General features: G+C 67.9%; 20 protein-coding genes and 1 pseudogene. 14 read left to right on the plus strand and 7 right to left on the minus strand.

Translation table 11 applies throughout. From position 1 onward, the window contains the following. Positions 1–4: 4 nt before the first annotated feature. The 3 genes from ACFWUU_RS23275 to ACFWUU_RS23285 all read left to right on the plus strand — a co-directional run bounded on the left by ACFWUU_RS23275 (position 5) and on the right by ACFWUU_RS23285 (position 5,749). Positions 5–1,954: a thioredoxin domain-containing protein gene (locus tag ACFWUU_RS23275; protein WP_380178080.1), complete on the plus strand. Its 1,950-nt coding sequence runs from the start codon at positions 5–7 to the stop codon at positions 1,952–1,954. Between the two features lie 253 nt (positions 1,955–2,207). After that, positions 2,208–4,262 (plus strand): M4 family metallopeptidase, encoded by a 2,055-nt coding sequence (locus tag ACFWUU_RS23280; protein WP_380178082.1) that lies wholly within the window; start codon positions 2,208–2,210, stop codon positions 4,260–4,262. A gap of 71 nt (positions 4,263–4,333) precedes the next feature. After that, positions 4,334–5,749, plus strand: coding sequence for a M28 family metallopeptidase (locus tag ACFWUU_RS23285; RefSeq protein ID WP_380178084.1), 1,416 nt, complete (start codon positions 4,334–4,336; stop codon positions 5,747–5,749). Here ACFWUU_RS23285 and ACFWUU_RS23290 read toward each other — a convergent pair. Then, on the minus strand, positions 5,746–6,090 hold the full coding sequence (locus tag ACFWUU_RS23290; RefSeq protein WP_380178086.1) for a hypothetical protein: 345 nt from the start codon (positions 6,088–6,090) through the stop codon (positions 5,746–5,748). The genes ACFWUU_RS23285 and ACFWUU_RS23290 overlap by 4 nt on opposite strands. A gap of 31 nt (positions 6,091–6,121) precedes the next feature. On the opposite strand from ACFWUU_RS23290, the gene ACFWUU_RS23295 reads away from it, so the two are divergent. Beyond that, positions 6,122–6,301 carry a hypothetical protein gene (locus ACFWUU_RS23295; RefSeq protein ID WP_380178088.1) on the plus strand — a complete coding sequence of 60 codons (180 nt, stop codon included), beginning with the start codon at positions 6,122–6,124 and terminating at the stop codon, positions 6,299–6,301. A gap of 14 nt (positions 6,302–6,315) precedes the next feature. Here the strand turns inward: ACFWUU_RS23295 and ACFWUU_RS23300 are convergent, their stop codons facing one another. Continuing rightward, positions 6,316–7,467, minus strand: a complete 1,152-nt coding sequence (locus ACFWUU_RS23300; protein ID WP_380178090.1) for a phosphotransferase — start codon at positions 7,465–7,467, stop codon at positions 6,316–6,318. 54 nt (positions 7,468–7,521) lie between these two features. Between ACFWUU_RS23300 and ACFWUU_RS23305 the strand changes: the two genes are divergently transcribed. After that, positions 7,522–7,971 (plus strand): MarR family winged helix-turn-helix transcriptional regulator, encoded by a 450-nt coding sequence (locus tag ACFWUU_RS23305; RefSeq protein WP_137258415.1) that lies wholly within the window; start codon positions 7,522–7,524, stop codon positions 7,969–7,971. 904 nt (positions 7,972–8,875) lie between these two features. Here ACFWUU_RS23305 and ACFWUU_RS23310 read toward each other — a convergent pair. Both ACFWUU_RS23310 and ACFWUU_RS23315 read right to left on the minus strand, forming a co-directional pair. Continuing rightward, entirely contained in the window at positions 8,876–9,538 is a 663-nt protein-coding gene (locus ACFWUU_RS23310; protein WP_380178092.1) for an HXXEE domain-containing protein, read from the minus strand. Beyond that, positions 9,535–10,359, minus strand: a complete 825-nt coding sequence (locus ACFWUU_RS23315; RefSeq protein WP_380178094.1) for a CPBP family intramembrane glutamic endopeptidase — start codon at positions 10,357–10,359, stop codon at positions 9,535–9,537. Before ACFWUU_RS23315 ends, ACFWUU_RS23310 begins: the two co-directional genes overlap by 4 nt. A 98-nt stretch (positions 10,360–10,457) precedes the next feature. On the opposite strand from ACFWUU_RS23315, the gene ACFWUU_RS23320 reads away from it, so the two are divergent. Further along, positions 10,458–12,689, plus strand: coding sequence for a LuxR C-terminal-related transcriptional regulator (locus tag ACFWUU_RS23320; RefSeq protein WP_380178096.1), 2,232 nt, complete (start codon positions 10,458–10,460; stop codon positions 12,687–12,689). A gap of 12 nt (positions 12,690–12,701) precedes the next feature. Here ACFWUU_RS23320 and ACFWUU_RS23325 read toward each other — a convergent pair whose 3' ends face one another. Beyond that, positions 12,702–12,935 carry a hypothetical protein gene (locus ACFWUU_RS23325; protein ID WP_380178098.1) on the minus strand — a complete coding sequence of 78 codons (234 nt, stop codon included), beginning with the start codon at positions 12,933–12,935 and terminating at the stop codon, positions 12,702–12,704. A 118-nt stretch (positions 12,936–13,053) separates the two neighbouring features. Between ACFWUU_RS23325 and ACFWUU_RS23330 the strand changes: the two genes are divergently transcribed. Genes ACFWUU_RS23330 through ACFWUU_RS23345 form a run of 4 tightly spaced genes read left to right on the plus strand, consistent with a single transcriptional unit; the run spans position 13,054 to position 16,225 of the window. Next, positions 13,054–14,277 carry an Acg family FMN-binding oxidoreductase gene (locus ACFWUU_RS23330; RefSeq protein ID WP_380178099.1) on the plus strand — a complete coding sequence of 408 codons (1,224 nt, stop codon included), beginning with the start codon at positions 13,054–13,056 and terminating at the stop codon, positions 14,275–14,277. Continuing rightward, positions 14,274–14,924, plus strand: coding sequence for a hypothetical protein (locus ACFWUU_RS23335; protein ID WP_380178101.1), 651 nt, complete (start codon positions 14,274–14,276; stop codon positions 14,922–14,924). The genes ACFWUU_RS23330 and ACFWUU_RS23335 overlap by 4 nt, the downstream gene beginning before the upstream one ends. Positions 14,925–14,934: 10 nt before the next feature. Next, positions 14,935–15,858, plus strand: coding sequence for a phosphotransferase family protein (locus ACFWUU_RS23340; protein WP_380178103.1), 924 nt, complete (start codon positions 14,935–14,937; stop codon positions 15,856–15,858). A gap of 40 nt (positions 15,859–15,898) precedes the next feature. After that, complete coding sequence (locus ACFWUU_RS23345; protein ID WP_380178105.1) at positions 15,899–16,225, plus strand: hypothetical protein; 327 nt, start codon at positions 15,899–15,901, stop codon at positions 16,223–16,225. 84 nt (positions 16,226–16,309) lie between these two features. Here the strand turns inward: ACFWUU_RS23345 and ACFWUU_RS23350 are convergent, their stop codons facing one another. After that, positions 16,310–17,005: a hemolysin III family protein gene (locus tag ACFWUU_RS23350; RefSeq protein ID WP_137258407.1), complete on the minus strand. Its 696-nt coding sequence runs from the start codon at positions 17,003–17,005 to the stop codon at positions 16,310–16,312. A gap of 261 nt (positions 17,006–17,266) precedes the next feature. On the opposite strand from ACFWUU_RS23350, the gene ACFWUU_RS23355 reads away from it, so the two are divergent. The 3 genes from ACFWUU_RS23355 to ACFWUU_RS23365 all read left to right on the plus strand — a co-directional run bounded on the left by ACFWUU_RS23355 (position 17,267) and on the right by ACFWUU_RS23365 (position 21,692). Next, positions 17,267–18,046 (plus strand): isoprenyl transferase, encoded by a 780-nt coding sequence (locus tag ACFWUU_RS23355; protein WP_137258406.1) that lies wholly within the window; start codon positions 17,267–17,269, stop codon positions 18,044–18,046. Between the two features lie 1,430 nt (positions 18,047–19,476). Further along, the gene (locus ACFWUU_RS23360) at positions 19,477–20,808 is read left to right on the plus strand and encodes a PhoH family protein (RefSeq protein WP_137258405.1); all 1,332 of its coding nucleotides are present in this window, start codon (positions 19,477–19,479) and stop codon (positions 20,806–20,808) included. 182 nt (positions 20,809–20,990) lie between these two features. Beyond that, positions 20,991–21,692 (plus strand): hypothetical protein, encoded by a 702-nt coding sequence (locus ACFWUU_RS23365; protein ID WP_137258404.1) that lies wholly within the window; start codon positions 20,991–20,993, stop codon positions 21,690–21,692. 1 nt (position 21,693) lies between these two features. Here ACFWUU_RS23365 and ACFWUU_RS23370 read toward each other — a convergent pair. Further along, positions 21,694–22,014 (minus strand): annotated as a pseudogene (locus ACFWUU_RS23370) (SDR family NAD(P)-dependent oxidoreductase); the annotation flags it as partial. A 127-nt stretch (positions 22,015–22,141) separates the two neighbouring features. Here ACFWUU_RS23370 and ACFWUU_RS23375 point away from each other — a divergent pair. Then, positions 22,142–22,786, plus strand: a complete 645-nt coding sequence (locus ACFWUU_RS23375) for a hypothetical protein (protein ID WP_380178107.1) — start codon at positions 22,142–22,144, stop codon at positions 22,784–22,786. The last annotated feature ends 32 nt before the right edge of the window (positions 22,787–22,818 follow it).

The raw sequence follows: 22,818 nt of genomic DNA on the forward strand, positions 1-22,818 counted from the left end.
GGGCATGGCGAACGAGCTCGGGCGATCGACCAGTCCGTACCTGCGGCAGCACGCGGAGAACCCGGTCGAATGGCGGGAGTGGTCGGACCGGGCGTTCGCGGAAGCGCGGGAGCGCGATGTGCCGATCTTTCTCTCGGTCGGGTACTCCGCCTGTCACTGGTGCCATGTGATGGCTCATGAGTCGTTCGAGGACGCGGAGACCGCGGCGTACCTGAGCGAGCACTTCGTCAGCGTGAAGGTGGATCGGGAGGAGCGGCCGGACGTCGATGCCATCTACATGGCGGCGACCGTGGCGATGACCGGGCAGGGCGGGTGGCCGATGTCGGCGTTCCTGACGCCGGCGGGCGAGCCGTTCTTCTGCGGGACGTACTTCCCGAAGGACGCGCGCGGTGGGATGGCCTCGTTCCGGCAGGTGCTGGAGGCAATCACCGACGCGTGGACGAACCGGCGCGAGCAGATCGACGGGATCGGCAAGAACGTGGTCGAGCAACTCGGCGGACAGCAGCAGCCGACCGGCGGAGAGGTCGACCTGGACCGGGCGGTGCAGCTGCTGAAGACCGACTTCGATCCGGTCGACGCCGGGTTCGGGCGGGCGCCGAAGTTCCCGCCGTCGATGGTGATCGACTTCCTGCTCCGGCACCACCGACGTACCGGGGACGAGGACGCGCTGGCGATGGTCGCGCACACCTGCGACCGGATGGCGCGCGGCGGGATGTACGACCAGTTGGCGGGCGGGTTCGCGCGGTACTCCGTCGACGGCCAGTGGATCGTGCCGCATTTCGAGAAGATGCTGTACGACAACGCGCTGCTGCTCGACGTCTACACGCAGTGGTGGACCGTGTCCGCCGATCCGCTCGCGAAGCGCATCGCCGAGGAGACCGCCGACTTCCTCCTGGCCGAGCTCCGTACGCCGGAGGGCGGGTTCGCGTCGGCACTCGATGCCGACACGGATGGGGAAGAGGGCAAGTACTACGCCTGGACGCCTGGCGAGCTGCGTGAGGTTCTCGGTGCCGAGGATGCGGATTGGGTCATCGAGCTGTGCGACGTGACCGGCACCTTCGAGCACGGCACCTCGGTCCTCCAGCTAAGGCAGGACCCCGACTTTGCCCGATGGTCGCGGGTCCGCGAAAGCCTCAAGCAAGCGCGCAGCACTCGGACCTATCCGGGGCGCGACGACAAGGTAGTTGCCGCGTGGAACGGTCTGGCGATCACGGCGCTGACCCGCGCGGGCATCGTGTTCGACAAACCGCACTACGTCGAGGCTGCGGTCGCCGCGGCCGGATTGATCCGGAACCTGCATCTCGACGGGCGGCTGTACCGGACGTCGCGGGACGGTGTGCGGGGGAGTGCGGACGGCGTACTCGAGGACTATGCGGCGTTTGCCCAGGCCTGCTTGACCTTGTTGGGCGCCACTGGTGACGTGACGTGGTTCGATACCGCGAAAGCCTTGCTGGACAGGGTTCTGGAGCAGTTTGTTGCTGATGGCTCCTACTTCGACACCGCCGCGGATGCGGAGGAGCTGGTCTGGCGGCCGCAGGATGCGACCGACAACGCGACGCCGTCCGGTGTGAGCTTGGCTGCGGAGGCATTGACGACGCTCGCGAGTCTGACCGGATCGGTCCGGTACGAGACCGCAGCCGCCGAGGCTTTGAAGGCGTCGGCGGCGATCGCCGAGCGGGCGCCGCGGTTCGCCGGCCGGGCGCTCGCGGTTGCCGAGACGATTGCCGGCGGCCCCCTTGAGATCGCTGTCGTCGGTGCGCAGCCCGAGCTGGTCAGGATCGCATTCACCGACGCGCCCTGGGGTACGGCGATCGTCGCGGGCGAGCCCGGTCTCGCCGTACCGCTGATGGAGGGGCGCGAGCAGCGCGCGGCGTACGTCTGTCAGAAATTCACCTGCCGGCTGCCCGTCGCGTTGCCGGAACACCTTCGGCGCGAGTTGCGCCCCACGGACTGACATCTCGCCGGACGCAGGTTTTCCCCTTCGTTTCGGCCAAATCCCTTGACTCACGGCGACCGGACCGCAACAGTCGGTCCTCAAGTCGGATGTAACAGAAATCGCATGAATCGACACGCAGTGTCACAAATGAGGCAGTGGCACTGCTGGGTCAGCATCCGGCGCGTCCCCAACTGAATTCGGTCGCTGCGCCCAAACAGCGACCACACCGTGAGGAGATGTTGTCTTGAGACGACTGACATCAGCAGGGGCGGTGGCCATCGTCGCGGCAGCGGGTCTTGCCACGACGTTCACCGCTTCGACCGCGGGTGCCGCCGACCGGGTGGTTCCGCTTCCGGCGTCCGGGTTCAACCAACCCGCCGCCGTCCAGGCCGAGCAGGCGCTGACCGCGCAGACGGCCGCAGCACTCGGTCTCGGCAGTGGCGAGCAGCTCAAGGTTCGCGACGTGGTGAAGGATGCCGACGGCACCGAATACGTCCGCTACGACCGCACGTTCAACGGCCTGAAGGTCGTCGGCGGTGATCTGATCGTCAAGCGCAAGGGCGAGTCGATCGGTCAGGTCACCTACAACCGCGGCGCGAAGGCCGTCGAAGTCGCCACCAAGCCGACCCTGTCCCAGTCGGCTGCTCTTGCGAAGGGCGCACAGGCAGCGAAGTTCAAGGCCTCCGGCAACAAGGGTCAGCTCGTCGTCTTCGTGACGCCGACCAAGCCCGTGCTTGCCTACGAGGTCGTCACCACCGGTGTGAAGCCCGACCAGACCCCGTCGGTGCTGCACTCGTTCATCGACGCCAAGACCGGCGCGGTTCTCGACCAGGACGACGAGGTCAAGACCGGCACTGGCAACTCGATGTACGCCGGCACGGTCACCATCGGTACGTCGGGATCGTCCGGCAACTTCTCGATGACCGACCCGAGCCGCGGTGGCAACTACACCACCGACCTGAACGGCTCGACCTCCGGTAACGGCACCACGTTCACCGACCCCGACGACACCTGGGGCACCGGCGCGGCGTCGAACCGCCAGACTGCCGGCGTGGACGCGCACTACGGCGCCCAGCTGACCTGGGACTACTACAAGAACGTCCACGGCCGGAACGGCATCTTCAACAACGGCCAGGGCGCCCGCTCGCGCGTGCACTACGGCAGCTCGTACGTGAACGCGTTCTGGGACGGCACCCAGATGACGTACGGCGACGGGATCAGCAACACCCACCCGCTGACCGCGATCGACGTGGCCGGTCACGAGATGAGCCACGGTGTGACCGAGGCGACCGCCAACCTGAACTACTCCGGTGACGCCGGCGGCCTGAACGAGGCGACCAGCGACATCTTCGGCACGATGGTCGAGTGGTACGCGAACAACTCGAGCGACCCGGGCGACTACCTGATCGGCGAGAAGATCAACATCAACGGCGACGGTACGCCGCTGCGCTACATGGACAAGCCGTCGAAGGACGGTGCCAGCGTGGACTGCTGGTCGACCAGCACCGGCGGTCTCGACCCGCACTACTCGTCCGGCCCGCTGAACCACTGGTTCTACCTGGCCTCCGAGGGCACCGGCAGCAAGGTCATCAACGGTGTCTCGTACAACAGCACCGCCTGCAACGGCGCGACCTTCAGCGGTGTCGGCCGCGATGTCGCGTCCAAGGTCTGGTACCGCACGCTGAGCACCAAGCTCAGCTCGGGCAGCACCTACAAGGACGCTCGTGAGGGCGCGATCACGTCCGCCAAGGAGCTGTACGGCGCGGACTCCGCGGAGTGCAAGGGCATCGAGGCCGCGTTCAGCGGTATCGCGGTCCCGGCCGGCTCGGCTGCCTGCGGTGGTGGCACCACGCCGCCGCCCACCGGCGACAACCTGCTGCAGAACCCGGGCTTCGAGTCCGGTGCGGTGAACTGGACCGGTACGTCCGGCCCGGTCACCAACAACACCGGCCGCCCGGCGCGCACCGGTAGCTGGAAGCTGTGGCTGCAGGGCAACGGCCGCGCCACCACCGAGAACGTCGGCCAGTCGGTCGCGATCCCGGCGTCGGCGACGACCGCGAGCCTGTCGTTCTGGATCCGGATCGACACCGCCGAGACCACCACCTCGACCGTGTACGACACGGTGAAGGTACAGGTCGTCGACGGCTCGACCGCGACCACGCTGGCGACGTACTCGAACCTGAACAAGAACACGTCGTACGTGCAGAAGACGCTGAACCTCTCGGCGTACAAGGGCAAGACCGTCACGGTGAAGTTCGTCGGCCAGGAGGACTCCTCCGCGCAGACCAGCTTCGTCATCGACGACACCTCGCTGACCGCGAGCTGACCGACGTCCGGGGCGCGGACCCACCGCCCGGGTCCGCGCCCCGGATCCCTTCGGCCGAAGGAGATCTGTCCATGAAGAAGCTCCTCGTCGCCGCGCTCGGCACCACACTGGCTGCCGGCGCGCTGATTGCCCACGGCAACGTCGCTACCGCGGCGGAGTCACCGGACATTTCGGTCACCAACACCAAGGCCCACCTCGACCAGCTCCAGTCGATTGCCACCAGCAACGGTGGCAACCGGTACACGGGCCGGCCGGGGTACAAGGCCTCGGCCGACTATGTGAAGGCCAAGCTGGACGCGGCCGGCTACACCACCACTCTGCAATCGTTCAGCACCTCGGCGGGTACGTCGTACAACGTGATCGCGGAGTGGCCGCACGGCGACGCGAACCATGTCGTGATGGCGGGCTCGCACCTGGACAGCGTCAGCGCCGGTCCGGGGATCAACGACAACGGCTCAGGCAGCGCCGGCGTACTCGAAACCGCCCTCGCTTACGCTGCCGGCGGCCAGACGCCCAGGAACCGGTTGCGGTTCGGGTTCTGGGGATCCGAGGAGCTCGGGCTGCTCGGTTCGAAGTACTACGTGAACAACCTGCCCGCCGCCGAGCGGGACAAGATCGAGCTCTACCTGAACTTCGACATGATCGCGTCGCCGAACCCGGGGTACTTCGTGTACGACGACAACCCGGCCGGCAACGGCGCCCGTGACGATCTCGTCTCGTACTTCACGAGTAAGAGCGTGCAGACCGAGTTCATCGACGTACAGGGCCGCTCCGACCATGCGGCGTTCCGTTCGTTGGGGATCCCAACGGCCGGGACGTTCTCCGGCGCCGAGGAGATCAAGTCGTCGGCGCAGGCGGCGAAGTGGGGTGGTACGGCGAACCAGGCGTTCGACGCGTGCTACCACAGGTCCTGCGACACGATCAGCAACCTGGACCTGACCTCACTCGATCGCCAGATCGATGCCATCGGCTACATGATCTGGACGTACGCACAGAAGGACTACACCGGTGGGCCGCCACCGACCGGTGACAACCTCCTGCAGAACCCAGGCTTCGAGTCCGGTACGGCGAACTGGACGGGGACGACCGGCGTGATCACCAGCAACACCGGTCGCCCGGCCCGCACCGGGACCTGGAAGGCATGGCTGCAGGGGAACGGCCGCAGCAGCACCGAGAACATCGGTCAGGCGGTGGCGATCCCGTCATCGGCGGCCGCGGCCGCGTTGTCGTTGTGGATCCGGATCGACTCCGCCGAGACCACGTCGTCGACGGTCTACGACACGGTCAAGGTGCAGGTCGTGAACGGCTCCACGACGACCACGCTGGCGACGTACTCGAACCTGAACAAGAGCACGTCGTACGTGCAGAAGACGCTCGATCTCTCGCCGTACAAGGGAAAGACGGTCACGGTGAAGTTCGTCGGCCAGGAGGACTCGTCGTTGCAGACGAGCTTCGTGATCGACGATGTGGCGGTGACCGCGAGCTAGATCTTCGTGCAGAGCTTGCCTGGTGGGATGGCGGCTTCGGTGAGCAGTGCGTTCACCGGGGCCGCCAGCGGCTTGACCTTCGGGTCCTCGATCCGGGCGGTCTTCCCGTTCGCGGAGACGGCGAGGATCATGTCGTCGGGGTGCTTCGTGGTCGGCTTGGTCGCGACCAGGCTGGCCCAGTCGACCTGCTGAGAGGCCTGTCTGATCGTCGTCAGCAGGCTCGGGGCGAGCTTGCAGCGGATCGTTTCCTTACCGCGCGAGCTCACGGTGGCGACGCCGTCAGGGCTGATCAGCACCTGGTCGTCGAAACCTGCGAACCCGCCGGTGCGACTGACTGTCAAGGGCAGACCAGCGCCGACAGGCGTGGACTGCGTGACCGACGGCATGGTCGGTGACGGCGTGTTGCTGGTCGTGGGCGTGCTCCCCGCGCCGGACTCGCTGCCGCATCCGCTCAACACGACGAGTCCTGCCAGGGCGGCCACTGCTGTGTATCTGCTCAGGTTCGTCACGCACTATGGATACACGTCGGCGGGGCGTTCGTTGCAGCTGTGACACGACTGAAATGTTCAGATAACCGGCGAGACCAGGTCGACCATCGCACGGGTGAGCTGGACTCGCTGTACGAACAGGTCGGGCGAGGCGTCGGTCTTGCCGAACAGCTCCAGCGGCAGCGCGGTGAACGCGGCGCGGACGAGGAGCGAGCCCAGGTACCCGTACAGGACCTCGTCCTCGGACACCTGCATCCCCTCGACTTTGAGGCCCTCCTGGAATGACTTGAGGATGACCTTGTGCACCATCGGCAACGCCTCCGGCGCCAGCTCGCCGGCGTGGGCCAGTCCGATCAGCAGCTGTCCCAGGTCGAACCCGACCGCCTGCGGGCAGTCGAAGCCCCAGTCGATCACCACGAACTCCTCCGGCTTGTCATGCGGTACCAGGAGGTTCTGCGGGCTGGCGTCGCCGTGCTGGTAGCACTGCGGTAGGGCCTCGAGCGCATCGAGTACTGCGGGGATGCGCTCGCCCAGGTCGAGCAGATCGTCCTTGAGAGCGTGGTCGCCGACGTTGCAGACCGCAGCGCTCAGCAGTGGGTGCTTCCAGGTCTGCGGGTCCGCCAGCGCGGGCAGTGTGCCCTGGCTTACCCGGCCCTGGGCGTAGAAGCGCAGTCCGATGCCCGGCGTGGTCACGTGCTCGCGGGGGAGGAACGGCTCGACCATGTGCGGCTGGCGGCGCGCGGAGAGCCGGCCCAGGAGGTACGCCGCGCGCTCGAACCGGTCGATCGGCCAGGGACCCCACTCCTGGACGACGTTCTCCATCCACAGCGTGGCGCGATCGTCGTCGTACACGTCGATCCGGTACGTCTTCGGGAGGCGCATGCCCTCGGGGAGGAGGCTGGCGATGTCGCTGCGGTGGACGGCGATCTCGAGCTGCCAGGGGAGGTTGTGAATGAAGAGGGCCCGGAACTCCTCGGGAAGCATGTCGATCATCGGCCAGTGCCGGACCGACTGGAACTTCTTCACGAAGCAGGACCACTCGATCCCGTTTGCGGTGCCGAAAACCCGGTTGAGCGACTCGGTGCTCGGTGTGCCGATCGGGTAGTCGACCGGCTCGACCCGTACGTCGGCGGGCACGGCCTGTGGATCGCCCGTGATCGAGCGGACCAGGGCGGTGAAGTCGTCGTCCGGCAGGGCATCTCGCCCGAGCGGTTCGAGTGCGGTGATCATGATTCCCCCCAAGGAAGTAAAGCCACCTTACTAACGGCATAGTAAAGTGGCTTTATGACTTCCGTCAACGACGTTTCGGACCGGCTGCAGGGACCGTGGTCCGGGCACATCGCCGGCCTGCTCGGAGCCGCCCTGAAGCGCATCCGGGAGGAGATCCTGGCCGCCTCGGAGGACCTCTACCCCGGCCTACGGGTGTCGCACTACCGCCTCCTCGAGATGATCCCGCCCGACGGCGCCCGCATCACGGATCTGGCCGAGGTCGCGGTCATGACCAAACAAGGGCTCGGCCAGCACGTCGACTACCTCCAGAGCCTCGGGTACGTCGAATCCGACCGCCTCCGCACCGACCGCCGCGTACGCCTGGTCCGGCGTACTCCCAAGGGCGACGAAGCAGCCGCCTACAGCGAAGCCGCCATCGAACGCGTAGAAGAAATCTGGTCGACCCGCCTGGGCCCCGCCCGCTACGAAGCCCTCCGAGAAACCCTCCGAGAACTCGGCAGCTAGCCCGCACGCCCCCCAAAGGACACGCCTTCGGCGCGGCTGTCTTGTTGGCCGGCTTCGCCGGCTGGAGCGCGGGGGCGGCGAGGTGCTCACGCGGTCGGCGGGCAACTGTGGTGGCGGGTAAAGGACGCGCCTTCGGCGCGGCTGTTTTGTTGGCCGGCTCCGCCGGCGTGCCCGGACCGTGTCGAGCTGTTGACGTGCTCGGCGGACAAATGTGGTGACAGGCAAAGGGCACGCCTTCGGCGCGGCTGTCTTGTTGGCCGGCTCCGCCGGCTGGAGCGCGGGAGCGGCGAGGTGCTCACGCGGTCGGCGGGCAACTGTGGTGGCGGGTAAAGGACGCGCCTTCGGCGCGGCTGTTTATCGGTCGGCTTCGCCAGGGCGCGGACCGTGGCGAGACGGTTGCGCCGTCGGCGGACAAGTGTGGCGGCGGGCAAAGGACGCGCCTTCGGCGCGGCTGTTTTGTTGGCCGGCTCCGCCGGCGCGCAGATGGTTGTGTGGCGCCTGGATCGTCGGCGGGGGACTGGGTAGGGCAGGGGCGTGGAGAGGACGCGGCGCACCTTCGCGTGGCTGGCTTATTGGCCGGCTTCGTCGGGGCGCGGACCGTGGTGAGGCGCTTGCGCCGTCGGTGGACAGCTGTCGTGGCGGGCAGAGGGCGCGCCTGCGGCGCGGCTGGTTTGTTGGCCGGCTTCGCCGACTTGAGGGCTGGCTTCTGTGCGGGGCTTCACCCTCGTGTGCTCCTGGTGAGGCGTGAGCGCGGTGGGTGGTCGAGGGTCTGCTGCGGCTGACGCCGTGGTGGTCGGTGGCCGGCCTGCTGCTGCTCGGCGCCTGCGCTGGTGACCTGCTCGGCGCTCGCGCTGGTGACCTGCTCGGTCGGCTAGCCGTTCGTATTGGACGGTCTTGCAGGGCTTTAGTTCAAGGCGTTTTGGACGCCGTCTGAGTCGTCGTCCGGATGGCCTGTGGCGCGGGTGCGGAGGCGGTGGGATTCCTTGATCAGGAGGTGGATGAGGAGGGCGCTCATGATGAGGTGGCCGGTGGCGGTGTAGAGGCCGGGGAAGTAGCCGCCTTTGAGGATGGGGAAGACGAAGTGGGAGATCGCGTTGATCAGGCCGGCGCCTAGCGCGTAGAACCACAGGAGGTAGTTGGCGATGCGGAGCTGGTAGAGGGCCCCGGCCGCGGCGAGTACCCAGATCGCTCCGAAGCCGAAGACGAAGGTGAGTAGGAAGGACTTCTCGGTCCAGTCGCGGGAGGAGTTGAACAAGTCGACGATCTCGTGGGGGAAGCCGCCGGTGTACTCCTCGGACATGTGGATGAACTGGAAGGCGATCGCGCACAGGTAGACGGCTATGACCTTGCGGGTCCTGACCGGATAGGCGTACGTCGTGCGCATCCAAGCGACCCACGCGACAACCGACGCGACGGTGAGGATGAGCGCGGCCTGGATCGGCAGAGTCGCCAGGACCCATACGGAGAAGCCGGTCGCCAGCAGGGCCATGACGACGGCGGAGATCCGTTCGGGTTTGGCTGCGGGAGTTGCGGATGTGCCGTGCTGGCTGGACTGGATGTCGGTCATGGCCTCCTCCTGGGCGAGGTCGTGGGCGAGGTCGTGGGCGAGGTCGTGGGCGATGCGGCAGGCGATGCGGTGGGCTGTGCGACCGCCAGTTGCCGGCGGCTGGGTGGAAGCGTGGGTCGGCGGACGATGAGCGCCAGTAGCGGGACGGTGAGGCTGATGCCGGCCAGTGCGAGCGAGAAGGTCAGCCGCTCGTCCTCGGGAACGATCGCGAGCTTGAAGCTGTCGATCGCGGTGTGCACCACGGCCGCCGCCCACACCGTCCTGCGGCCCAGTTCGTACAGGTGGGCCAGAGGCAACGAGGTGACAGCGGCGACGAGCATCGCCGCCACGCCGACCGTGACCCCGGACGAGGCGATCACCGGGATGTGGGTTGCGGCCACGAGTGGCATGCTCGCGAGCACGGCTGCCCGGAACGACCGGCCGTTGCGCAACCGGCGGAAGGCGTAGCCTCGCCACACCAACTCCTCGGCGAGCCCGTGGAACGCGAAGATGCTGACCAGCAGCCACGGCCACCCGGGCTTGAGTGCGAACGAGGCGCCGGTGGCCGCCGTGACGATCGGATAGACCGCCTGGATCAGCACCGCGATGCCGACGGCCAGCACTAGGGCTCTGGCGTTCGGCCGGCCGAGTCCGACTCTTTGAAGTACGCCGGGCCACGCACGCCCGAACAGCCGCTCGACGACGACGGCGACGAGCAGTACGGCGGCGAAGATCGCCACGCCGTACCGGGTGCCCGAATCGAACTCGGCGAGCGCGGCCAGGACGACGTACAGAACGGTGAACCCGGTGAGGAACCGGATACCTGGCAGAAGAGTTTTCATGTGGCTCACCGTCCGGCGCGCCCGGGTAGCCGCGCAGCACCCATGGGCCAGAACCACCCGGGGTGCCAAACTGGGCGCACGGACCGGGAGGGGGCGCCATGGTCGCGGACCCGCTGCAGAGGCCGCTGCTGAGCGTGAAGCAGACCGCCCCGCCGGTACGCGCCGGAGCGGTCGCGCGCGGCAGGCTGGAGAAGCGCCTCGACCTCGCGACGAAGCTGACGCTGGTCGTGGCGCCAGCCGGGTGGGGCAAGACCAGCCTGCTGAGCCGCTGGGTATCGGGTGCTGATGGCACGCGCATCGCGTGGGTATCGCTCGACGAGAGCGACGACGAGCCGGTCCGGTTCTGGAGCTACGCACTGACCGCCCTGCGCGGAGTCAGCGACCAGATCACCTCAGCGGCGTTGGACGCACTGCCGGCGTCGAGTGACGGACCGATGGCTCACGCATTGCCCCTTCTGCTCAACGAGCTGGCTGCGACGTCTACGCCGCATGTGCTGGTACTGGACGACTACCACGTCATCTCGCACCAGGACGTCCACGAGAGCCTGGAGTTCCTTCTGGCGTACCTGCCGCCGACGCTGCGGATCGTCATCGCAAGCCGGATGGACCCGCCGCTCCCGCTGGCCCGGATGCGCGTTCGCGGCGAGCTCAACGAACTGCGCGCCGACGATCTCCGGTTCTCCCTCGACGAGTCGGCGACGCTGGTGTCCACGGTGTCGGAGACTGAGGTGGACGCCCATACGGCTGCAGCGGTGTGGGAGCGGACGGAGGGGTGGGCCGCCGGCCTCCAGTTGGCCGCGCTCGCCGTCCGGGGCAATGGAGCCGGGCCTGTGCTCGGTGACGACCGGCACCTGTTCGACTACTTCACCGACGAGGTGTTCCCTGCACTCGCCCCGCAGCAGCGCGAACTCCTGGTCCGGGCCGCGCCACTGGAGCTCCTGTCAGGACCCTTGTGCGACAGCGCTCTTGGAGTCGACGGCTCGGCCGCAGTGCTGGCCGAACTCGAGGCGGCAGACCTGTTCGTGGTCGCACTCGACCACACCCGCGAGTGGTACCGCTGCCACCGACTGCTGCGTGACGCGCTCCTCCGTACCCCGGAGGCGCACTCGGACGAGAGTAAGGTCCTACGCCGGGCCGCCCGCTGGTTCGAAGAGCATGGCCGGATCGACGACGCCGTACGGCATCTGCTCCGGGCCGGAGACCTTGCGGACGCCGAGCGCATGCTGGCCGGACAGATCGGGTGGTTTCTGCAGCGTGGCTGGCATGCCACCTACCTGGCGCTCGGAGAACAACTACCGGAGCATGCGGTCCGCTCCCAGCTGGCGGTGTACCTGGCCTACGCGGCCGATCTCACCGGACGACGAGACCAGGTCGTCCACTGGCTCGACCTCGCCGAGCGGAAGCTGGACGCAGACACCGTCATCACCTACTGGCGCAGCCCCCGTGCCGGAATCCTTGCACTGCGGGGAGTTCTCGGTACGCCGGAGTCCCAGCCGGCGCTCGCGGTGCGGCTGTGCGAGGAGGCGGTCGCGCTGGAGACGGCCGCTGGGTACGCCGAGAACCCCGACGCGCAGGCTGCTCTGGGACGCGCGTACGGGCTCGACGCTCGGTTCGACGAAGGAGCCCGGCTGCTGGCCGACTGCTGGCGTCGGCGGGACCAATTCCCCTGGTCGACCGAGCGAGTCTTGCAGGTGGCCGGCCAGCTGAGCCTCTGTCTCCTGGGCGTCGGGCGCGAGCAGGAGCTCGACAGTCTCCTCGCGCAGGCCGGCGCCATCGCCGACCAAACGGAACGCGACTGGGGGCCGGCGGCCGCCGCGCACGTGGTGACGCTGGTACGCATCGTCGAGGCCCGGCGCACCTACCAGCGTGGCGACCTGGTGCGCGCTCGGGAGCAGTTGGTCCGGGGCCAGGCGCTGGCCGAACTCACCGCCCGGCCGATGCTCCTGGTGCTCGGGTTCGTCTTCCTCGCTGACGTCGAGGTCGGCGCAGGCCACCGCGCCGCGGCGAACGCTGCGCTGGTGCGCGCTCGAGAGGTGGCCGACAACGATGCGGTGGCGCCGTTCGTCCGGACCTGGCTGCAGGAGGCCGAGACTCGAATCGGCCGCCAGGCGGCGAAGGCGGCAACCGGCGTCCTGTTCGAGGAGCTGACCGATCGCGAGCTGTCGATCCTGCGCATGCTGCCCGGGACGGCGACACAACGCGAGATCGGCGCCGCCCTGTTCCTCTCGATCAACACGGTCAAGGCCTACAACAAGAGCCTTTACCGCAAGCTGGACGTCGCCAGCCGTGCGGACGCCGTCCGAGCGGCAAGGCGTCTGGGCATCATCTGACCCGGTCCAGGGTCACTGTGACTGTCGCCGGACGGAGCGCACCTGGTGGCCGGTGTCCCACAGGAGGTTGAGTACGGCCCGCTCGCCGGCCTGGTCGATGTCGGCGATGGTGACGACGGTGCCGGCGCTGGGAGCGTCGACGGCGGTCACGTTGTCGTAGCGCTGGTCGAGCAGGCGGAGTACTGACGCTGCCAAGGGACCGAACAGCGTGACCTCGACCCCACTGAGTGTTGGTTCTGGATTCATGGAGTCAATGTCGCCGCTCGAAGGGTAGGTGGACACCACCCTGCACACAGGTCCACCCCGGGTGGTTTGCGTCGCGGGGTGGTGCGGCGACACCCGAGCCGGGACGAGCCTGCGGGGTATGACAACCACACACGACCAGGAACCGGTCCCTGTTGCGACCGGACATCTGGACGGGCCGCCGCGCTGGTCGCGCCGCCGTCTGCTCCGCACGATGGGCTTGGGCGGAGCCACTGTCTTGGTGGCCGGCACAGGTGCCCTCAGCTACCGGGTGTACGACACCGCGGCCCTCAACCCGGGGAGCGGGCCGGCGTTCGACCCATGGACCCAATGGCGCCAGTTGCCCGGTCCGCTCGGAGCCGTGGCGTGCGCCGTACTCGCCGCCAGCCCGCACAACACCCAGCCGTGGTACTTCGCACTCGGCCCCCGCAGCATCGACGTATTCGTCGACGAGGCACGTGGGACCGGGGCGGTCGACCCGTTGCGTCGCGAGCAGTACGTCGGCCTCGGCTGTGCGGTGGAGAACCTCGTACTCGGCGGAATGGCTCGAGGCCTGGCGCCGCAGGTCACCTGGCTCCCAGACGGCAACGAGGCCGGTCGCGTGGCACACGTCGAGCTCGGCTCTGGTCAGGCGCAGGCGACTCCGCTGTACGACGCGATCGGCCGGCGGCACACGAACCGGGGTCCGTACAGCTCGCAGACTGTTCCGGCCGAGACGCTGGCCAAGCTCGTGGACCCCTCCGGACTTGACGGGCCTACCGTGCACTGGGTCGTCGACCCCGCACCGAAGGCGGCTCTGTCCGAGCTCCTGGTCGATGCGGCCGAGGCGCTCACCCGTGACCAACAGCAGTCCCGCGACGGGTTCGTCTGGTTCCGCAACAGCCACGACGAGATCCAACGGCACCGCGACGGTCTGATACTCGACGGCCAAGGACTCAGCCCGCTGCTCCTCGGTGTCGCGAAACTGCTACCCGCCTCCTCGCGCAGCGACGGTGACCAGTTCTGGGTGAACCAGACGCGCACCGTGCACACGGCGACTGCAGCGGCGTACGGCGTCATCACGTCGACGTCTCCCGACGACCGGCGTACCCAGCTGGAGGCCGGGCGGCTGCTGCAGCGCATCCATCTCGCCGCCACGAGCCGGGGGATCGCGTTGCAGCACATGAACCAGATCACCGAACGGATCGACCGGGAGGCGACGACCGGCGCGGTCGCCACGTTCGCCCCGAGATTCGCGAAGCTCCTGCCGGACGGGGAACGCCCACTACTGACCTACCGGGTCGGCTACCCACTCCGCGAAGCCCGCCCAACCCCCCGCCGCTCCGCCAGGACGGTGACCCGATGACCCGCAGGCGGCTCGCGACTCGGCTCGGTTTGTCGGGGGCGGCTCTTGGCATGGTTGCCGGACTGGTCCAGGCGCTGGCCGGCTACGGCATCCCGGAGTGGACCGGCAACAAGCTCGCCACCGGTGCACTTGGCCTGCTCACGCTGGCCCTTTCGGCACTGGCCGGCCTGGCCGCCCTCCGCCAGCGCGACCCAGGCCTCTCCGTCCTGTCCCGCGCCTTGTGCGCCCTGGGTTTGATCGGACCGGGCCTGCTCTGTCTCACCACGGTAGGCCGACTCTGGTACATACCCGCCATCCTCCTGACCACCGCCGGCCTGCTGACCATCGAAAGCTGGCGAGCAACGGTGACTGCACTGCGGCAGGACTGGACCCGGGTTCTACTGACCGTACTGGCGCTGTGCCAACTCCTCATGGTGGCCAGCGGCCCCGCACTGCTCATGGTGGTCGGCGCACTCAGCGCAGTCGCGCTGGCCACAGCCGCCTGGCGACGGTCGGCCTCACGACGCACCGTCTACAGCCTCGTTGCCCTCGGCACCATTCCGTTCGCCGCCCTCGGCTGGACCGCCGTCGTACCCGTCCTGCTAGCCGTCATCGCCGCGTCGGTCGCGCCCCACAATTCCGGTGCACTGACGAACTCCGGGTCCTAGAGTGCTTCGGGTGAATCTCTCCCAGCTCGGTACGCCGATCGGCCCGCCGATCCGTGTGCATGGCGGGTACGCCAACCGGATGTACCGGCTCGACACCGACCAGGGCTCGTTCGCCGTGAAGGAGCTGAACCTCGTCGACCGCCGCTGGGCCTACCGCCTCGGCGATGTCTTCAGGTTCGAGAGCGCAGCCTTTGCCGCAGGCATTCCGATGCCGGAGCCGATCTCGGCGAGCGCCGACACACTCGTGCACCGGTGGGTCGACGGAGAGAAGGTGCCCGAAGAGCCGGTGTCCGAGGCGTTCGCGTTCGAGATCGGGGAGATTCTCGCGCGCCTCCACGCGCTGGACGTCGAGTGGACCGACACGTCGAGCGAGGATCCGGCAGCTCAGGACTGGCCTGAGCTGGCCGAGCGCGCGGCGGCGACCGGGCAGCCGTGGGCCGACGAACTCGCGTCGCAGCTCGACACGTTCCGAGCGATAGCCCACTTCGCCGACACCTGCGAGCGGCCAGGTCCCGTCGTACTGACTCACAAAGACATCCAGCCGTGGAACCTGCTCGCCCGGGACGGTCGGCCGGTTGTGCTCGACTGGGAACTCTCGGGAATGCTCGACCTGTCCGGCGAGCTCGGCTCGACCGCTCTGAGCATCTCGAAAGGACAAGGCTTCGACACCATCGAGCCTGCGATCTTCCGCGCTGTCCTCGACGGGTACGTCGCAGGAGGCGGAACGCTGCCGCCGCCAGGCCCGAGTTGGTTCGTGTACATGATCAGCGGCTGGCTGGGCCACACCAGATGGAACATCCTCCGCTGCCTGGCGGGTGTCGAAGCGAACACCGGACCCGACCTCGCGCTGTCACACGAATCCGCCCGCAACGGCCTCCGCGGCCTACCCGACTTGTTCAGCCGATTGCGAGACCTCGAGGCGCTGCTCGGCTGACCCAGATACATCTGTCCAGGCTCGTGTCAGAATGCCGAGCATGGGTGGCGGATTGTCGTGGCGGTCACAAGACTCGTTTCTCTCCATCGCAAGCCAAGGATCGATCCTGTCGATCGGATCGGTCGGGTCTGTGCTCAGCATCGGATCCGTCGGCTCCGCGCTGTCGTTCGCGTCGGTCGGGTCGACCCTGTCCGCGTTCTCAGCGGGCTCGGTCCTGTCCGTCGGCTCGGCACTCTCAGCCCGCTCCCGCTGGTCGCTGCTGAGCAGCGACGGCGACCACGAGGTCCTGAAGGCGCCGCCGCGCAGCGCCTTCCTCGCAGGCACCGCGCTCGTCGTGCTCCTCGCGGCATTCAGCCACAAGCGCTAGAAGTTCCCCGCACATCCGCCTTCGCCAACCCGGGTAGCTCTGTGGGGAGTGCCCGCCTGCACGCCCCACCACGCGTAGGGGAAGTTAGCCGGCGTGGTACGTCGCGATGCTGACCGCGATGTAGTGGCAGATGAAGGCGGCCACCGTGAACGCGTGGAAGATTTCGTGGAAGCCGAACCAGCGCGGCGACGGGTTGGGCCGCTTGGTGCCGTAGACGACTGCGCCGATCGAGTACAAGCCGCCACCGACCGCGATCAGCGTCACCACAGCGGCGCCGCCGGCGTGGTAGATGTCGCCCATCCAGAAGATGGCTACCCAGCCGAGGGCGAGGTAGATCGGCGTGTAGATCCACCGCGGCGCGCTCAGCCAGAAGATGCGGAACAGGATGCCGAGTGCCGCACCGCCCCAGACCAGGCCGAGCATCAGGACGCGGTCCTTGCCGTGCAGCAGCACCATGCCCAGCGGGGTGTAGGTGCCGGCGATCAGCAGGAAGATGTTGCTGTGGTCCAGTCGGCGCAGGATCGCCTCGCCGGTCGGGCCCCAGTAGAAGCGGTGGTACAGGGCCGAGATGCCGAACAGCAGCATCGCGCCTGCGGTATAGACCGCGGCGGCGAGGCGGGCGTTGGCGTGCGGGGCCAGGCAGATCAGGACGATGCCGGCGGCGGTGGCGAAGGGGAACGTGCCGGCGTGCAGCCACCCGCGAAGCTTGGGCTTGAGCGGTCCGAGCCGGCCTGACAGCCGGTGACCGAGTTCCTGGGGCTGGGCGCTGGTAGCGGTCATCGCCGTCCTTTCGAGGGGTAGCCGGGCGGGTCGTACCTACGCCACCGTAACCTACGGAACCGTAGGTTGCATGGTCCAGAAGGATGAAATGTAGGCGACGTCACCGGGTCGGCGCACCACCACCCGTGTTTACGATGCACGAACTGCGAAGAAAGTTCGGCCTTTCTGGCAGCTTTCTATGAGGCACTCCGAGGGCTCTCACCCACACCGCGATGTGGGCTAGCCTCGTGACCGAGAGTCTTTGAGGAGAGCACCCTGCCCATGCGGACACCTGGCAAGCAGAAGCTGCGCGATGCGGTCTACGGTCTGTACGAACGCCGGCTGATGCGATCGCTGTCGCCGGACCGGATCCCGCGGCACATCGGCGTCATCATCGACGGCAACCGGCGCTGGGCCCGCCAGGTCGGCGACCCGGTGTCGCGCGGCCACGAGGCCGGGGCGAACAAGATCTCCGAGTTCCTGGAGTGGTGTGACGACGTCGGCGTCAAGGTCGTCACCGTGTGGATGCTGTCCACCGACAACCTGACCCGCCCGGCCGAGGAGTTGGAGCCGCTGCTGCGGATCATCGAGCAGACCGTCGAGGAGCTGACCGCGATCGGCCGCTGGCGGATCCACCCGGTCGGCGCGCTCGATCTGCTGCCCGGCAGTACTGCGGAGGTCCTGAAGGCAGCCGAGACCGCGACGCATGACAACGAGGGCCTGTTCGTCAACGTCGCCGTCGGGTACGGCGGACGCCGCGAGCTCGCCGACGCCGTACGCTCCCTCCTGCTCGAAGAGGCCGCGAAGGGCATGTCGATCGAGGAGTTGGCCGACCGCGTCGACGTCGAGCACATCGCCCGGCACCTGTACACCAAGGGCCAACCGGACCCTGACCTGGTCATTCGTACGTCGGGTGAGCAGCGCCTCGGCGGATTCCTGCTGTGGCAGAGCGCACTGAGCGAGTTCTACTTCTGCGAAGCGCTCTGGCCGGACTTCCGGCACGTCGACTTCCTCCGCGCGATCCGGAGCTACGCCCAACGAGAGCGTCGCTTCGGTACGTGACGCCGCGCCCGCAGCGTGCACACCTCGTACGACGGCGCAGGTAGTACGCGTACGTCGCCGTACCGAGGGCTGCTCCCCACACGACCCAGAGGATGCCTGGGGCATTGATCGCCCAGTTGTCCCCGTCGAGGGGGAGTTGCGTGTTCATCAGGCCGGCCGGAACGAGTGCGACGGCAACGATCGAGGCCGGGATGATCGCGAGCAGCGGTGGGACGCGCTTACCTGCCTTGAACCAGATCCAGCGCGGGTAGACCTCGCCCCAGCGATGCACCAGACCGTGGGTGAGGACGCCGCCGGCGAGGCCCATGACGGCCAGGCCGAGGCCCATCTCGAGCATGCCCGGCGTGTCGGCCATCATCTGGTGGAACTCGTCGCTGATACCGACCGGCCAGCCGAAGTACCAGGCGACGCGGGTGAACTCATACGGAAGGTTCGCCACCACCGCAACGCCTACGGCCCATTTGCCCCACCTGAGTGCGGCTGTGGGTGACTTCCACTCCGGTTCGTGAGCTCCTCGACCGCACGACACGCAGACGCTCCGGCTGCGCCGGTGATACGCGACGGCGGTCGCCGCCCACAGGACCCCGCCGACGAACAGGATGATCAGGTTCACGCGGTGCCAGTAGAGGATGTCGCCGACACCGCCCTGCGCCCCTGGTACGCCGGTGAACGCGAACACCACGATCGCGGGCGAGAGCGCGACGACCGCGATCAGTGTGTAGTCAGGGAGCACGAGCGCCAGCCCGACCGCGAGTACGGCGGCAATCGTCTGCAGGACCGATCCGCGCGGGCGCATCCGGGTCATCACGACCGCAAGCACGGCGCCGGCCAGTCCGATCGTTGCCATCACCGGTCCGACCACGTGTACCGGCGTACCTTCCAGGATCGACGCGGTGGCGCGGTCGTCCGGTACGTGGGCGAACGGGTAGCCCGCTCCGCCGAGGCTCCAGTACACGCCGAGTACGCCGTACAGCAGGGACCATGCAGCGGTGGCGTACCCGGTCCACGACGGCCAGTTCTTCCTCATGTACCGAGCGTCGCCGCGCAGACCGCCGTACCGGATCACCCGCCCGAGTGATCGTGCTCCCTCGTGTGGCTGAAGGTGTAACGCCCTGTTAACCCCGTGGCCGGGCGTGTCGGGCTGCGCCGTTTGCGGCAGGCTCCTACTCTGGCAGAGACGGTCGGAGGGGAAGCCGGCTGTCACGGGAGGCCCGATCAGTTTGAGAATCTCGTTCCAGCCGGTTGCCCCATGAGGGGCCGAACGGAGTCCCCGAGACCTGAGGTCTCGAACTCACTGATCGCCGTTGCCGCTCGTGCGGCGGCGCGGACGGGGTCAACACCGGACCCCGAGGGCGGCACCCGACCCATCACCTAACCACTGGCGGGCCGGGGCGAGGGTGTACGTCACGGCCTAGAAGAGGACGTGCGACATGGCCATCCACGCCAAGGCGTCAAGTACCTCATCCACACCGGACCAGCGCACCTTCGTGCTGGACACTTCGGTGCTCCTCTCGGACCCGCACGCGATGCTGCGGTTCGACGAGCACGAGGTGGTCGTTCCGGTGGTCGTTGTCACCGAATTGGAGGCCAAACGGCATCACCCGGAACTCGGCTACTTCGCCCGCACCGCGCTGCGACTGCTCGACGAGCTCCGGATCCTGCACGGACGTCTGGACGCGCCCCTGCCAGTGGGGGAGAAGGGTGGAACTCTCCGGGTCGAGTTGAACCACACCGACCCTGAGACCTTGCCGGCCGGTTTCCGGCTCGGCGACAACGACAGCCGGATCCTTGCCGTGGCCTGCAACTTCATGGCCGAGGGCAAGGATGTCACGCTGGTCTCGAAGGACCTGCCGATGCGGGTCAAGGCGTCGGCGTGCGGGCTGCAGGCGGAGGAGTACCGCGCCGAGCTGACCCTGGAGTCCGGCTGGACCGGGATGGCCGAGCTCGAGGTCGAGACCCACATCGTCGACGACCTGTACGAGAACGGCTCGGTGGAGCTGCCGCAGGCGGGCGACTTCCCGACCCATACGGGGTTGGTGCTGCTGTCCGACCGGGGCAGCGCGCTCGGCCGGGTGATGCCGGACAAGCGGATCCGGCTGGTCCGTGGTGACCGGGAGGCGTTCGGCATTCGTGGCCGGTCCGCCGAACAGCGGGTCGCGCTCGACCTGCTGCTGGACCCCGATGTCGGGATCATCTCGCTCGGTGGCCGCGCCGGTACCGGTAAGTCCGCGCTGGCGCTGTGCGCCGGCCTGGAGTCGGTGATGGAACGGCGGCAGCACAAGAAGGTCATCGTCTTCCGGCCGCTGTTCGCGGTCGGCGGGCAGGAGCTCGGGTATCTGCCGGGCACCGAGTCCGAGAAGATGGGGCCGTGGGCGCAGGCCGTGTACGACACGCTGGGCGCACTGACCAGCGGTGACGTGATCGACGAGGTGATGGACCGCGGCATGCTCGAAGTACTGCCGTTGACCCATATCCGCGGCCGGTCGCTGCACGACGCGTTCGTGATCGTGGACGAGGCGCAGTCGCTCGAGCGGAACGTGCTGCTGACGGTGCTGTCCCGGGTCGGGGCGAACTCGCGGGTCGTGCTGACCCACGACGTCGCCCAGCGGGACAACCTGCGGGTCGGCCGGCACGACGGCGTGGTCGCGGTGGTCGAGCAGTTGAAGGGTCACCCGCTGTTCGCGCACGTGACTCTGACCCGCTCGGAGCGGTCGCCGATCGCGGCGCTCGTCACCGAGATGCTCGACGACCTGCAGTTGTAAGGAGTGTCCGCGTTATTGGGTCATAACTTTCTGTAAAGCAGGGGTAAGAATTCCGCGCACGGTGCGGTCGCCACGCTGGCGGCCGCACCGTTCGTTCGTGACCTGCTTGTGATCACGCACGGTTTACGCCAGAGTATGTTCTCGTTGCAGCCGACGGGGGTCGGGTTTTCTCGGAAGGACAGATGAAAGCGAAGCGCTCCGTCACGGCTCTCGCAGTTACTGGGATCGCCGTCGTCTCCGTTGTCGCGGGTATCGACCTCTTCAGCTCCCCCGGGAGCAGCAGTGCCTCGGAAAAGGTCTCAGGGCGGGCCGAGATGGCCGTGCTGAACAGCGGGAAGGTGCTGACCGGGGACGACGCCTCGCCGTCGGCCGCCCCGAAGTCCACCGGCTCCGCCGCGGACGAGGCTGCCGCCGCGATCCAGATGCGGAACGAGGTCGAGTTGATCACCGCGGCCCAGGATGCAGCCGACGTCAAGATGAAGGCCAAGAACGCTGCACTGCGCCGGTACCAGGCGTTGGCGAAGGCCGACCGCTCGGTCCAGGAGGAGCGGGCCAGCCGCGACGCCGAGCGGAAGAAGTACGAGGGCACGCCGAAGGAGGTCGCGATGAACCTCCTCCCCGACCACGGCTGGAGCCAGAGCCAGTTCAGCTGCCTGGAGAAGCTCTGGAACAAGGAGTCCCGCTGGAAGGTCAGCGCCGACAACCCGTCGTCGACGGCGTACGGCATCCCGCAGGCGCTGCCCGGCAGCCGGATGGCGGCGTACGGCAAGGACTGGCGCACCAACCCGGTCACCCAGATCAAGTGGGGCCTGGACTACATCGAAGCCACCTACGGCTCCCCCTGCAACGCTTGGGGCCACTCCCAGGCCAAGGGCTGGTACTGAGCTACCAGCCGATCGGGCCGTTCTCGTCGTAGAAGCCTCCGGAGGTCCCGTCGGCGGGGAGAGTCGAGTACCGAACGACAACCTTCACGATCCGTCCGGCCTCGGCCCGGCGCAGCAGCGGAAGCGCTGCTTGCGTCACTGCGACAAGGCCGAACACGTTGGTGTCGTAGACACGCCGCAGTACGTCGACCGGTACCTCACTCGGCCGGCCTTCGGGCAGGGCGATACCGGCGTTGTTGACGAGCACGTCGAGCCGTCCGTACTGCTGGTCGATCAACCGGATCGCGGCCGCGACGCGGTCCGGGTCGCTGACGTCCAGGACGACATCCCAGTGCGACCTTGCCGCTGTCTGTCACTCGCATTCCTCGGCGTAGGGTGTTGGTCCGCGTCGGGGAGGCCGACGCGACGGGAGGACACCATTCTTACCATCGACCACGGCGGCGTCTGAGGTGGCGGAGATTGCGCGGGCCCGCAGCGAGCGGGGTGAGCTGGTACTGCGGCGCCGTGACGACGGGGCGCTGGAGTTGCGGGTCAATGGCGTCTTCGTGATGGACGATCGAGAGACGGCCAGCGAGGAGCTGCTGGCTTCGGCTGCGCTGGAGGCGGTACGGCGGCCTGAGCGGGTGCTTGTCGGCGGACTCGGACTCGGGTACACGGTCCGCGCGCTGCTGGCCGACGCGCGGCTCGGCTCGGTGACCGTCGCCGAGATCGAGCCGGATCTGGTCGGCTGGATGCGCTCAGGCCTGGTCCCATCGATCCTCGACGACGCTCGTGTCGGTGTGGTGGTCGGCGATGTGCGCGCTGTTGTCGCGGATCTGCCCGACGCGTCCGTCGACGCGATCCTTCTGGATGTCGACAACGGCCCGGATTTCCTTGTCTACAACGAGAATTCGGCCATCTACACCTCCTCGTTTCTCACCGCGTGCCGGGCGAAGCTGCGCCCCGGCGGCGTCCTCACCGTGTGGTCGTCGTCCTCATCCGAGGCTTTGGAGTCAGCCGTCAGGACGGTCTTCGGCGCCTGCCAGGTCACGCCCGTCCCGGTCCGCCTACAGGCCCGGGACGAGACGTATTTCGTCTATCAGGGCAGCTCGTAGTTGTCCACAGCCTGTCGATCGGGGCGTTCCGG

The sequence above is a fragment of the Kribbella sp. NPDC058693 genome (assembly GCF_042715335.1).
GTDB classification, from domain to species: Bacteria; Actinomycetota; Actinomycetes; order Propionibacteriales; family Kribbellaceae; genus Kribbella; species Kribbella jiaozuonensis.